Source organism: Bradyrhizobium sp. NP1, from assembly GCF_030378205.1.
Lineage (GTDB): Bacteria > Pseudomonadota > Alphaproteobacteria > Rhizobiales > Xanthobacteraceae > Bradyrhizobium.
Genome location: NZ_CP127385.1, coordinates 6,770,001 through 6,782,796 on the forward strand (window position 1 = coordinate 6,770,001; position 12,796 = coordinate 6,782,796).

Annotated in this window: 10 protein-coding genes; 3 read left to right on the forward strand and 7 right to left on the reverse strand. The window is 60.4% G+C overall.

From position 1 onward, the window contains the following. Positions 1–30: 30 nt before the first annotated feature. On the forward strand, positions 31–489 hold the full coding sequence (locus QOU61_RS32710; RefSeq protein ID WP_289655305.1) for a DUF3237 domain-containing protein: 459 nt from the start codon (positions 31–33) through the stop codon (positions 487–489). Positions 490–545: 56 nt separating this feature from the next. Here QOU61_RS32710 and QOU61_RS32715 read toward each other — a convergent pair whose 3' ends face one another. From QOU61_RS32715 to QOU61_RS32725, 3 genes are read right to left on the reverse strand one after another with little or no spacing between them, the layout of a single operon-like run. Further along, on the reverse strand, positions 546–1,232 hold the full coding sequence (locus tag QOU61_RS32715) for an NAD(P)H-dependent oxidoreductase (RefSeq protein ID WP_289655306.1): 687 nt from the start codon (positions 1,230–1,232) through the stop codon (positions 546–548). Then, on the reverse strand, positions 1,229–3,301 hold the full coding sequence (locus QOU61_RS32720; protein WP_289655307.1) for a hydantoinase/oxoprolinase family protein: 2,073 nt from the start codon (positions 3,299–3,301) through the stop codon (positions 1,229–1,231). The genes QOU61_RS32715 and QOU61_RS32720 overlap by 4 nt, the downstream gene beginning before the upstream one ends. After that, positions 3,298–5,070 carry a hydantoinase B/oxoprolinase family protein gene (locus tag QOU61_RS32725; protein WP_289655308.1) on the reverse strand — a complete coding sequence of 591 codons (1,773 nt, stop codon included), beginning with the start codon at positions 5,068–5,070 and terminating at the stop codon, positions 3,298–3,300. Before QOU61_RS32725 ends, QOU61_RS32720 begins: the two co-directional genes overlap by 4 nt. A 281-nt stretch (positions 5,071–5,351) precedes the next feature. On the opposite strand from QOU61_RS32725, the gene QOU61_RS32730 reads away from it, so the two are divergent. Beyond that, positions 5,352–6,266 (forward strand): LysR family transcriptional regulator, encoded by a 915-nt coding sequence (locus QOU61_RS32730; protein ID WP_289655309.1) that lies wholly within the window; start codon positions 5,352–5,354, stop codon positions 6,264–6,266. A 465-nt stretch (positions 6,267–6,731) separates the two neighbouring features. On the opposite strand, the gene QOU61_RS32735 is transcribed toward QOU61_RS32730, so the two are convergent. Next, the gene (locus tag QOU61_RS32735; protein WP_289661997.1) at positions 6,732–6,923 is read right to left on the reverse strand and encodes a hypothetical protein; all 192 of its coding nucleotides are present in this window, start codon (positions 6,921–6,923) and stop codon (positions 6,732–6,734) included. Between the two features lie 399 nt (positions 6,924–7,322). Between QOU61_RS32735 and QOU61_RS37305 the strand changes: the two genes are divergently transcribed. Then, on the forward strand, positions 7,323–8,633 hold the full coding sequence (locus tag QOU61_RS37305; RefSeq protein ID WP_354142489.1) for a GAF domain-containing sensor histidine kinase: 1,311 nt from the start codon (positions 7,323–7,325) through the stop codon (positions 8,631–8,633). A 732-nt stretch (positions 8,634–9,365) separates the two neighbouring features. Here QOU61_RS37305 and QOU61_RS32750 read toward each other — a convergent pair. The 3 genes from QOU61_RS32750 to QOU61_RS32760 form a co-directional block, all read right to left on the reverse strand. Further along, the gene (locus QOU61_RS32750; protein ID WP_289655310.1) at positions 9,366–10,634 is read right to left on the reverse strand and encodes an Hsp70 family protein; all 1,269 of its coding nucleotides are present in this window, start codon (positions 10,632–10,634) and stop codon (positions 9,366–9,368) included. Between the two features lie 506 nt (positions 10,635–11,140). Next, positions 11,141–12,340, reverse strand: a complete 1,200-nt coding sequence (locus QOU61_RS32755; RefSeq protein ID WP_289655311.1) for an extracellular catalytic domain type 1 short-chain-length polyhydroxyalkanoate depolymerase — start codon at positions 12,338–12,340, stop codon at positions 11,141–11,143. A gap of 5 nt (positions 12,341–12,345) precedes the next feature. Then, entirely contained in the window at positions 12,346–12,765 is a 420-nt protein-coding gene (locus QOU61_RS32760; protein WP_289661999.1) for a ribbon-helix-helix domain-containing protein, read from the reverse strand. Positions 12,766–12,796 lie beyond the last annotated feature (31 nt).

Genomic DNA, 12,796 nt, shown 5'->3' on the forward strand with positions numbered 1-12,796 from the left:
ACAGAATTTGAATGAGGGAGACAGATCGCGATGAATAATCTCACGACCCGGCATCTCTTTCACCTTTCGCTCAAGGCTGGCCTGCCGCAACCGATCGGCGCGGCGCCGACCGGTACGCGGCGCATCGTCCCGGTCGAAGGTGGAACTTTCGCGGGTGACCGGTTGCGCGGCATCGTCCTGCCCGGTGGATCGGACTGGATCACGATCCGCTCCGACGACGCGTGGCATCTCGACGTGCGCATCGTTTTGCAGACCGACGACGATCAGCGCATCGCCATGACCTATCAGGGGTTGCGGCACGGACCGCCCGAGATCATGGCGCTCGTCAATCGTGGTGAACCGGTCGATCCGTCCACCTATTATTTCCGCAGCGTCGCGACTTTCGAGACCGCGTCGCAGCGCTATGGCTGGATGAACGGCATCTTCGCGGTGGGAAAGGGATATCGACCGCCCGAAGGCCCCTGTTACGGCGTCTTCGAGGTCACGTAACGGCAGCGGCGGTGAACGCCCGCGACCGTTCAGGATTTCGCGGACAAGTACCGGCATCAGGGCTTCACCATTTCTTGCGCCGCTTTCTGCCTGCTCGCCTGCATGACCCGCCGCAGATGCGCACGGTAAGCGCTGGCGCAGGATTGCCGCTCGACTTCGGACATTTGATTGACCGCCCATCCGATAAACGGCTCCGCCGGCGTGATACCGACATAGCGAAACAGCCCGCGATGCAAGGGACGCAAGGTATCCTCCATGCTGGCATAAGCGAGTGGCTCGGCCGGAGAGTAGCGGCTTTGCTCAGCGGCCGTGGACGTCGAGACCATACCTGTTCGACCGCGCAAGCCGCCGTTGTTGAATTTCATGCCGCGGTCATAGGCGAAGCCGACCGACATCACGCGATCGATCCAGCCTTTTAGGATCGCCGGGACGCCGTACCACCAAAGCGGAAATTGCAGGATCAGCAACTCGCACCAGAGCAGCTTCTCGTGCTCCGCGCGCAGATCCGGCGCCATGGAGGACGTCTTGAATGCGTTCCGTTGCTCTGCCTGATAATCGAAATAATCCGGATCAGCGGCAGCCAGAAAATCATGTCGCCCCGCGACCGGATCGAATTCCATCTTGTGAAGATCGGACACGACAACGTCATGTCCATGATCGGAAAGGTAGTTCACCGCGACGTCCTTCATCATCGCATTGAAGCTTCGCGGCTCGCGGTGGGCGTACACGATCAACGTGTTCATGGCGGCAACACGATCGAAACAGCGCCGCTTTCGGTGACGGTCGCTTTATTGCCGGGGTAAAGAACGATCGATGTCAGCGCCTGATCGAGAATGGCCGGCCCCTCGACTTGGACTCCGGGCAGAAGATGGTCGACGCCGTACACCCGAAAATCCACCTCGCCGCCCAATTCCGGGGCATAGGCCTTGCGCAGCTTGATCGTCTCGTTTTGAGGCTGCGGGATCACATCGTTCTTGCGTTCGATTGCGCGCTTCGGCAGCCGGCCAATTGCATCGACCGACCATTCGACAAATTCCACCGGGTCGTTCTGACTGCGGACAAAGAACCGCTTTTCGTGAAGCTTATGAAACGCCTCGACGGTGTCAGCCAGACTCGCGGCATTCGGGATGCGGTTACCCTGCAGCGGCAAGGTAAGCTGCCACACCTGTCCCCGATATCGCGTTTCGACCGAGAACTGCAATTCGCGACGGTCGGCCGCCACATTCATGCGATCAAGATAAGCTTGCCCCTCACTCTCGATCTGCGTCAGAACGTCCGCTACACCCGCGAAATCGAACGCGATGTTCGACGTCAGAAGGCTGCGCGCAAAGCTCGATTTGATGTCGCTCACCATAATGCCGAAGGCGCTGAGCACGCCCGCGACCTGCGGCACCAAGACATTCTTGATACCGAGTTCGCGCGCGATGGCGACGGCGTGCAAACCGGCAGCCGCGCCGCCCACCACCATCACATATTCACGGGGATCGATGCCCTGCCGGATCGTAAAATCCTCGATCGCGGCCACCATATTCTGCTCGACCGCCAAGCCGATCAGACTTGCCGCCTCTGGAACGAGAATGCCAAGCGGCTCGGCGACATGTTCGCGGATCGCCTGTTCGGCGCGCTCCTTGTGCAGAACGACCGTGCCACCCGCAAAGCGATCCGGATCAAGGAAGCCGCGCACGAGATTTGCATCCGTCACCGTCGGCCGCACGCCGCCGCGGCCATAGCATGCGGGCCCCGGTGTCGCGCCCGCGCTTTCCGGACCCACGTGGATAAAGCCCCCCGCATCCACGCGCGCGATGCTTCCGCCGCCGGCGCCGATTGTCTTCACCTCGACGGACGGCACGCCGAACATATGACTGTCGATGACGCCATCGCGATGCATCGGGATGTGCCAGTTGTCGATGATGCTGATATCGAAACTCGTTCCACCCATATCCACGACAATGGCATTGCCGCCCTTGCCTTCCTGGCGCAGCAGCTGGCGCGCCGCTTCGGGGGCAGCCGAAGGTCCTGAAAGGCAGAGCTGGATCGGCCGGTTGACGATTTCGGCTGCGGATGTCTGCCCGCCATTCGAAGTGACCAGACTGAAGATGCCCTTGAAACCCGCGCCATGAAGCTGCTGCTGCAGTTCATTCACATTCCTGCGGATAAGCGGCTTGAGCGAGGCATCGATCGCGGTCGCCGATGTGCGGCGATATTCCCGGATGGTGGGACTGGTGCGATGGCTCAGGCTGTAAGGAATGCCCGGGCATTTTTTCTGGATCAATTCGCCTATCCGGACCTCGTGCTCCGGGTTGGCGATCGACCACAATAGACTGACCGCGATTGCTTCGACATCCTGCTGCGCGACTTTGTCAAGCACCACGGCGAGCTGTGTTTCGTCAAGCGGCGTCTCGATACCGCCTTCGCTGTTGATCCGCTCTCGAACTCCATAGGTCAGATGCCGCGGAATATAGGCTTCGGGATAATCGATGGCGATATTGTAGGTGTCCTGTTTGCCGCCCTCGCGGATGAGAAGCGTGTCCCGGAAGCCCTCGGTGCAGAGCAGCGCGGTCCGCGCATAGGCTCTTTCCAGAATCGCGTTCGTTGCGACCGTGGTGCCGCAGGCAAATTTCTGACAGCGCGAGAGAAGCTCGGAGCGCCCGAGGCCGAGTGTTCTTGCAGCGAGCGAAATGCCGCCGAGAATTCCGTCAACAATATTGGCGGGCGTGCTTGGCGCCTTGAACGTTTGCACCCGCCCTGCCTCGTCCTGCACGACGACATCTGTGAACGTGCCGCCGACGTCGGCGGATATCTGGTAACTCATACGGCTACCCTTTTGGATCGTTTTTCATCGCGCAATTTCACGGTTTCCGGCGCATCGACCCGCCACACTTGTTCGTCATGAAACAGGACGACGCCGTACACCGCCCTGGCGCGGTCGGGGGAAATCCATTCCTTGAGGACGCTTTGCAGGACACGCGCGGGATCACGCTCAAGCGGATCACCGAAGCCGCCTCCGCCGCAGCCTTCGGACAAAAGGCGCTCGCCTGGCTGGACCGTAATATCGATGGAGATCGGAAGCTCGGCACGACTTCCGTTTTGGTCCAATACCGCAACTTTCATGGCGCCGCCGGGCGACCCGCCGGCCGCTCCCAGCGGAGGAAACGTTCGGCTTGCGGAATTGACGGTGAAACGAATCGGCGCCTGCCGCGGCCTGAACACGGAAACGGCACCCGGAGCTCCGTCCCATCGTCCTGCGCCGCCGGAATCCTGGCTGACCTCGAGCCGCTCGACGATGATGGGCTGCTGCTGCTCGACGATTTCGACGCTCGACTGCCAGAGGATACCTTGCGATGTTCCGCTGCCGTAAGTGAGCCAGCCGTCGTGGCCGTGCATCGCCGGACCGCCCCAATACCCCATCAATATCTGATTGACGAACGGCTGGTTTCCCTGGCGCCAATCATTACCGCTGACGACGGGACAGGATCCGGGCAGCCCGATCGTCCCATAAGCCGTTCCCAGATCCGGCCGCAGATCGGCGAACATGGACTGGATATGCGGCGTCAGCGCATGGCATAGGTTGGTGGTCGCGGCGGACGTCGCGGCAGGAAAGCGCGGCTTGCCGATCACCGCCCCTTCGCGCATCAGGACACGAATGCGTCGAAACGAACCCGTGCAGCGCGGAACGTCAGCCCCTAAAACATTGAGCACACCCATCCGGCACGCGGCCAGTGTCGTACTCTCCGTCAGATTTATGCCTGACGGAATGTTGTCAATGTTCTCCGTCAGGTCGACCGTGACGACCGCGTCATCCGGGTCGACTGTGACGATCGCGCGTATTGGAATGCCGCCAGGCAATCCATCGATCTCGGAATCATAGAAAGCTTCCTTGCGAACGACTCCCGCCGGCAATTTACGAATGGCGTCGATTGCCAGTTCCTCGGCATAATTCTGAAAGTCATCGACAAAAGTCTTGACCGTCTGCGCGCCGTATTTGGCGCACAGGTTTTTTATCTTTGTCTCACCGGTCCGCACCGCCGCCAGGACGGCGAGGTAGTCGCCATAAAACTGTTCAGGGACGCGGATATTAGCCTTGCAGATATCGATGACCTCCGAAACATCGGCGTAGTCCTGCTGAATGCGGACACAAGGAAGCATCAGGCCTTCCTCGTAAACATCTCGCGCCCGCGGGCTGTAAGTGGTGGGTGTCGGAAACCCCATATCGCCGAAATGAGCGCGCGCGATCGTATAGAATATGAGCTCGCCTTCATAAAAAACGGGTGCGCAGACGGTGAAGTCCGCACAATGCGTATTTCCCAAATAGCCGCTGTTGTTGACGAAGCAATCGCCTGGTCGAATATCGTCGCCGAATTTGTCGACCACCGCACGCGGGATGAGATCAATCGCGCCGACATGGACAGGCAATCCAAGGGCGACGCTGATCGATTGAAATTTGCTGTCGGTGAGCCCGCAAGAGAAGTCCATCGCGGTATTCAAAACGCCGGACCGCCCGGACTTGAACAACGCCGTAATCATCTCTCTGACGATCGCTTCGAACCTTCGCCGGAGAATGACACTCGTAAAGATGTCCAAAGATGCCTCTTTGGAAATTGCCTGCTCTTGCAAATCAACACCCAAGAAATGGAACGGTCAGCTGCGATCCTCAGCGCAGGCAAATGCCCAGCATTGCGACAATGAAACAAATAAAATGTTTTTATGCGCGAGTTCATACGGCTTGATACGCATTCCATATGAAACAAGCGGCGCCGCGCCCGTGAGAGCGATCTTTGATTGCCAACATAAACTTACAGTGACAAGCTTCTTCGAGCAGACGGCCGTCAGGATGACGCACCGGCAGATCGGCATGGGCAATCGTGGATTTCAGGCAAATTCAGTACTTCGTTGCATTGTACGAGGAACAGAGCATCACCAAGGCGGCCAATCGACTCAACGTGGTCCAACCCGCCGTGAGCATGCAAATTCGTCGACTGGAATCGTTTTATAACGTGAATCTTTTCGAGAGAACGCCGCGCGGCGTTTATCCGAATGCCATCGCAAGACGGCTTTATCCGCTTTGCCGTGACGCGCTGGAAAAGGCCGGCGCGCTGCACAAAATTCTCGAAGCGTCGTCCGGCGACGCCGTCGGAACAGTTTCGATTGGTGTGCCGCCGTCGATCGCGGCAAATATGCTTGGACGCGTCCTTATCAAATTTCACGAACAGAGCCCGCATGTGCAGCTGCGTGTCCGGGAAGGCTACAGCGCCAATTTGATGGCCTCCTTGATGGATGGCGAACTCGACTTCGCTGTCGTGACGCCGATCGACAATACCGTGCGCCTGAATTCGCAGATTCTTGGAACGGAGGAATTTGTCGTTGTGGTCAAGGCCCGCACCTTTCCCGATGCGACGTCGATATCGGGGATTGATCTGGCGGGCTTGCGACTCATCGTCCCATCCGAACGAAACATGACGCGACCGCTGATCGATACCGGATTCGAGGCTGCCGGAGTTGGAATCTCCGTTGCGATGGAGGTCGATTCTCTGGCGACCGTGTTCAGCATGATTCATCAGCCCGGCTGGGCCTCGATTCTTCCGATGTCGGCGGCGCTCGCGTTGTCGAGGGAACGCGATGTGCAAATTCTCAAGCTCTCAAAACCCGACCTTCGACGCAGCCTGACGGTTGCCTTCCATCGCCAACGGGGATTGTCGGCTTCCGCGCAGTTGCTGATCAGTCACCTCGAGGTCGAATTGGCGACGCTGGCGCTGGACGCAAATCCGCCCGAACATTAGTTGTGCTTGTTGCAAGAACGGTCCGATCGATATCGCCAGCCCGTTGCGCCCGGATCTTGCCCGTGGGCGCCGGTGCAATTTTTGCGGGCGCCGCCGATCCAGCGAGATCGATCAAAAGAAAGGCGGCCCCGCCGCGCTGGTGGCCGGGGCCGCAACGGAGGGCCGCAACGATCCCCCAGCCCCCGTCCGTTCGACAATCGCGAAGTTGGCGGGCGATTTCAATGCCGCTTGCACGCTCCGACAGGCATTCGTTCGGCTGAGTGGCAAATGTGCAACCTTTATTGGCTCGCCGCAGGTCGAGCCGCTACTGCCGCGCTGTTTCGTTGCGGCGACTGTTCCGTCGTCCGGAACTGATGCGTGGGGCGTTTTGCCGGGCCGACATCGCCGTCTGCACCGGATCAACGGCAAGCACGACGGACGCTCGTGCCCATTGAAGTGGCCGACACTGGACACGCAACCGGCGCGCTACATTCCGTGACTTGCGAAAACCTTCTTGCAGGCTGCGCTCAAGCTGGCTCGTTTCGTCTGAAGGCATTGCTGGACGGCACTGTCATTGCCGAGGTCCTTGCGACAGAATCGCGAAGCATCGCGCGAGCATGCCGACTGTTCTGTCTGGGTGCCGGCGTGCTGCGCCTGTGCGACGCCACCGGCCGTCATCGAAGCCGCGACGGATAAAGCAACGATCAACGAATAGCGCATTGTTGAATTCCTCCCGTTTTGAAAGGGTCAAACGGGCCTCACTGCGGTTCGTTCCGGGGAACCCGATCCGAAACGTGCTCATGCCTTCGGTCGCCTGCCGCGACCGAGAGACCGCATGAGTGGCGCGCGATGGCCGCACCTGCAGCGTCGCGTGCCAAGGTGAGCGAAGCCGTCACAAGCGACCTGAAGGGCGGTCGGTGAACCCCAGGTCGTCGAAAAGCGCCCTGGACTGATCTGGCTGCTTGAAAACGCCGCCCGGAACGGAACCTGCGACACATTTTTCGGGCCACGGGAGCTATCCGAACGGCGGCCGGAACGATACCATCCCCGCGAAAGGCGGATCGGGAAGGAGCGGCGATGAACCAGCTCGAAACCGGCGAGATGCCCGCGGCCGCTCACGCTGCTTCGGATTTGCAAGACGAGCTGGCCGAGGTTCTTCGGCAACGGGCGGCCATCTCCGCGGTGCTGCGCGCCATCGCCAGTTCGCCACACGACCTGCAACCCATATTCGACACGATCCTCGACAGCGCGAGAAGGCTCTCGCGCGCGGATACGGGTGTCTTCCGTCTCGTCGAGGAAGCGGGCTTTCGTCTCGTCGCGCGTGCATTGAGCCCCGCCGTGTCGGAGAAGGTTTTACCGCCGACGCTGGTGAAACCCGGCACCTTTCATGGCAACTTTTATGATCGCCTCCTCGCAAGCAAGTCGCCGCTCCACGTCCACGACGTCGCACTTGAGCTGCATTATGCGGGAGAGGCTCGTGCAGTCATTGAGCGGGGCGGCCTTCGGACGCTGCTCTTCGTGCCCATGCTCAGAAAGCACGAGCTGATCGGATCGCTTACCTTGGGGCGGCTGCGCGTCGAGCCCTTTACCGAGAAAGAGATCGAACTGGTCACGGACTTCGCTGCGCAGGCGACCATTGCCCTGGAGATTGTCCGTCGCGAGCGGCAACAGGGCCAGCTGCAGGCGGAGCTGGCGCATGCGAACCGCGTTGCCACCCTGGGCCAGCTCGCGGCTTCAATTACCCACGAAGTGAAACAGCCGATTGCCGTGGCCGTCACCGGGGCGCAGGCCGCCCAGCGCTGGCTCAACATGCAACCGGCGAACCTGGCCGAAGTCAGCGACGCACTGCTGCGTATCGCGACGGAAGGAAAGCGCGCGGGCGACATCATTGACCGAATCCGCAACCTGATCAAAAAGGCGCCCTCCAGGAAGGAAGCCGTTGATATCAACGAGGCGATCGGCGAGGTGCTTGGGCTGACCCGCGGTGAAGCCGTGAAGAACGGCGTCTCGGTGCAGACCGATCTCGCGTGGGACTTGCCGCTCGTCGAAGGTGATCGGGTGCAACTGCAGCAAGTGATGCTGAACCTGATCGTCAACGGCATTCAGGCAATGAGCGGTGTTGCCGAGGGTCCGCGCGACTTGCTGATCAGCACCGAGGCCGCCGAGCACGGCGTGCGCGTTGGGGTGCTGGACACCGGCCCAGGGCTGCATCCGGAGAACCTGCCGCGCCTGTTTGAACCTTTCTACACGACCAAGCCTGACGGCATTGGCATGGGCCTGTCGATCTGCCGCTCGATCATTGAAGCCCACGGAGGACAGCTCTGGGCGACCGGGCACACACCGCAAGGTGCGCTCTTTCAGTTTACGATACCCGCTCGGCCGGCGTGATGAGCCGATGGTCTGACTTTGGTCCCGCGCCGACCTATCGAGATGTCCGCCTCTGTGCTGGCCGGCTCTCACGGACTGAATGACATCAGCATGAGAGCAAGCCTTTGGTCGCCGGCCGCGACTGAGCGGGCCCGCGTGAATGGTACGCGATGTACATGTCAAAGAACCGGTCGGCGAGCCGACGCATTGCCGCGACGCAGGAAGCGCCCGGGCTTTGCGCAAAACCCTCTCGTTGAGAGGGCGCAGGGAATGCCGGGTGCCTGGCCGCACCCGCAGCCTCGCGTGCAAATGAAAAAAGCACACGAGTTAGTCACCACAGGTCAGCCGAAACAATCCGGCATTCCCCGCGCGATTGGTTTTAACGGTTTCCTTCGTGCTCTCCCCGGTGACCGGGCTTTCTTGCCACCGTCATTTGCGAATTGTCGTTTCGCAAACTTGATCCCAGCGTCGGGGGATCGGGACCACACGACTTCGCCGTCCGCGTTGACGCCGCTCGTCTGGCAGCATCACCCGCGTCCATCGCATCCCGCGCCCAACGTCCGTGACGATCGCGATACGCCCCTCTTATCGGGCGCGAGACGCGGGAATTGAAGCCACTGATTTGCCCGACGCATCAAGGCGAATATTTTTTGCCGAGGGGATGGACAGGGGCTTTGTGAGGGGGCGGGTGTTTTGCCCGTCGGGCAGAGCTGGCTCAGAGACATCCAAAAGTTCGACTCTCAATTTCCCATGTCAAATCCGACACGTCGACGCAAATCGCCTGGCGGCATCGAGCGCAAGGCCGGTCGCAACGCTCCCGAGCGCATCACCTTCAATGAGGCGCGCGGTGGGCACCGCAGCCGCGATGGACTTCCGCACCGAAGGCATCCTGGTGGCGCCGCCGGTGAGAAACACCGCCGATACCGAGTCCGATGTCAAGCCGGCCATGCGCAGCAAATCATTGATGCGAGATCGTATCCGCTGCAGGCTGTCGGACATTGCGGCCTCGAGTTCTGCGCGGGTGATCTTCAGGGAGATATCGGCCACGCCATCGTCGAGCTTGAGCAGGGCGAGATCGGTGCGCGACAAATCGATCTTGGCAGCCTCGATGCCCGCCAGCAATTCGTGACCCTTGCGGTGTTCGAGCACGCGCAGAAGCCGTTCGATTTTCTCGGGCTCTGCCGCATCTCGCAAAACCGCGCGAACCTCAGTGAGCACTTTCGAATCGTAGAGAAAGTTGATCCTGTGCCAGGTCGCGAGGTCGAAAAAATACCACGATGGCGCCTCCAGTCCCTTGCGGCGAAGCGGACTGCGCAGGCCCAGTGACGGCATCACACGCGCCAGCCCCAACTGTCTGTCGAAATCCGTGCCGCCGATGTGAACGCCGGTAAATCCGAGAATGTCCCGGCGCCGATCGCTCGATCGAGCGCGCTCTGGAGAAACCCGCACAATCGAAAAATCCGAGGTCCCGCCGCCGATGTCAGCCACAAGCGCGATCTCCTCGGTATTGACGCTCTGCTCATAATCGAGGGCGGCCGCAATCGGCTCGAACTGGAATGCGATCTGCTCGAAACCGGCGCCTCGAGCAGCCGCTTCGAGCTGACGTTCCGCCGCCGCATCGGCCTTGGGATCGTCGTCGACAAAGAACGCCGGACGCCCGAGCACCACGCTCGTCGGCGGTTCACCGAGGCTTTGGGCAGCCGCAATGCGCAAGAACCGAAGAAACGCAGCGATGATCTCGCCGAACGCGTAACGCCTCAGCTTGGTCTGCGTTGTCTCCTCAAAGAGCTTGGTGCCGAGCACGCTCTTGATCGCGCGCAGATAGCGGCCGTGCTCACGCACGAAATAGCGATCAAGGGCTTCGTGGCCGAAGGTCGTGGAATTGTCTTCGAAGCTGAAGAACAGCGCAGTTGGCACCGACGTCTCGCCACGCTGAATAGGCAACAGGCGAGGCCGACCCGCGTCGCAGACTCCGATGGACGAATTCGAGGTGCCGAAATCTATGCCGCACGCAGTTGTCATGCGCAGTGCTCCGTGTCATGGCGTATTGGATGACGTGATCAAGTGCGAAGGGAGCTCGACCTATCGTCGGAGGACGCACCTTGACAAGACTGCAATTTCTCTTCAGACCGTGGCGTATCCAGCAAATTGAGAGAGGCGACGAGGTCGCAAGGTGGAACGCCAAAGCGGTGGGCCCTTGTGTTGTTTCGTCGCTTCATCGCATCGGCAGGCCGCCCACGGCTGCTTCTCCTGCAACCACTAGGCTCGGCGGCTTCTGGCGATGCAAGCAGCCGATGCCGTGCGGTTCGCAGAACGCTTTGTCCAACTCGAGGCAGACGTGAAGGAGGCATGGTCCGCCGGATTTCGGCACGTTTACTGGTTCGACAGGGCTACTGTCGCACCAATCGATGTGCCTTCGGGGACATCACGGGTTAGCAGTTTCGCCGAATTGACCGAGAAACTGTTTCCGTGATGTCCGAGTTGGCCAACAGGCGGCATCACGAGATCGGCTGCCGACCGAGGCGACCTCACTCCTCCGGGAGCGAGTGCTCGAGGAAAAAGCGAAGCATTTCCCTTGTTGCGTTCGGTCCTCGCGGATCAGTGTAGGAGCCCGCTGGGCTGCCTCCCGACCATGCGTGTCCGGCTCCGTGGATACTCCAGTGCTCCAACATTCCGCGTCCGCTCGCGTCGCTCAGGATCGTGCGAGTATAGGCGTGCCCTCCGGGGACCTGCCCGCGATGCACCTTCTTTTGTGTGCTCATCGTTCTCACAGACTGCTCGAGAATCTGACCGCCGTTGTTTGGATGCACGGTCGTGTCGCGATCGCCGTGAAACACAATGGTGGGGACAGGGGACCGGTCGCCTGAAATTACCTTGTGATCGGACCCGCCTTGTCGCATCGCGACAAGCGCGGAGGGAAGGTCTGTGGCAACTCCGCACGCGAGGCCAGAATGTACACCGATTGCCGCGTACAGATCGTTGTATGTTGCTCCCATGATAGCCGCGGCGGCCGCGCCGGCCGACAACCCGCCAATGTAGACGCGCTTTCGATCAACTGAATAGTGATCCATGATTTGGCGAGTGATGCCCGCGATAAGCGAGGGTTCACCACTGCCTCGCTGCTGGTCGGCTGTGCGAAACCAGTTCCAGCATTTCGCCGGGTTGGCCTGGCTGGGCTGAGCAGGATAGACCACGAAGCAATTATGCTCCTCTGCGATAAAGTTCATCCTCGTGCCGGCGGCGAAATCGTCCGGCGACTGGGTACAGCCGTGAAGCATGACGACCAAAGGAAGCGGTCCCTCCTGATAGCGGCTCGGGATGAAGAGCCTGTAGGTACGGCTTCCCGCGGGACTGCTGTACGTGCCTTCGATGAACCGGGTGCCCTCCGGCACGACGTTCGGTGTGGACAGCGGGGCGCGCTTGATCTCACCTCGCAGTCCGATCCTGGAGCGCCCCTTCTTGCGATCCAGTAACGCCCCGAGCATCCGCGGTTGTGCGGAGGTGGCTGGCTTTGATTGCGGATGACTATCCATCTCCTCAATAGCGTTGGCCTTCGCATCAATGACGAGAGGTTCGCGTCGTGTAAGAGCGATGCGACCGCCGGTACGCGATGGCGCGTCTGGCGCACTATTCCCGCGAAGCATGCACTGAAGGAGCGCGGTAGCCTCAACGAGTTGGCCCGCGCGCGTGAGGCGTGTTGCCTCCCGAATGATGTCCTGGTTCAGCATCGCCTTCACCGTGTCCTGTCGGCGAGGACGGCCTTGACCGCCGGACTGGCGTGCAATGCGCCCAACACGGAGACTGAGGCAATGGTGGCGCGAGCAAGCTCGGGCGTGACATCTTGCGAGATGCTGGCAAGGCCCAGAACATTGATGTGCAGCATCTCGCCGGCGCGCTGCGCCGCTTCGAGATCCTCGCGGCTGTAGTTTCGCAGTCCGAGGTCCAGACTTTTGCGCGCCGTTGACTGCTTTACGACGTCGGCATGACGGTCGAGCTGGTTCCGGATCGCGGTCCGGATGAAATCGGTACGGTTCGAGTAGAACCCTTCCTGAACCATGAGATCGACGTGGCCAAGGTCGACATACCCAAGATTGATCGTGATTTTTTCGCTTTCAGGTAGCTTGGGTCGAAGTTCCCGAACATTATTCGCCATCACTTTCACCATCCATATACCATCTGTACGG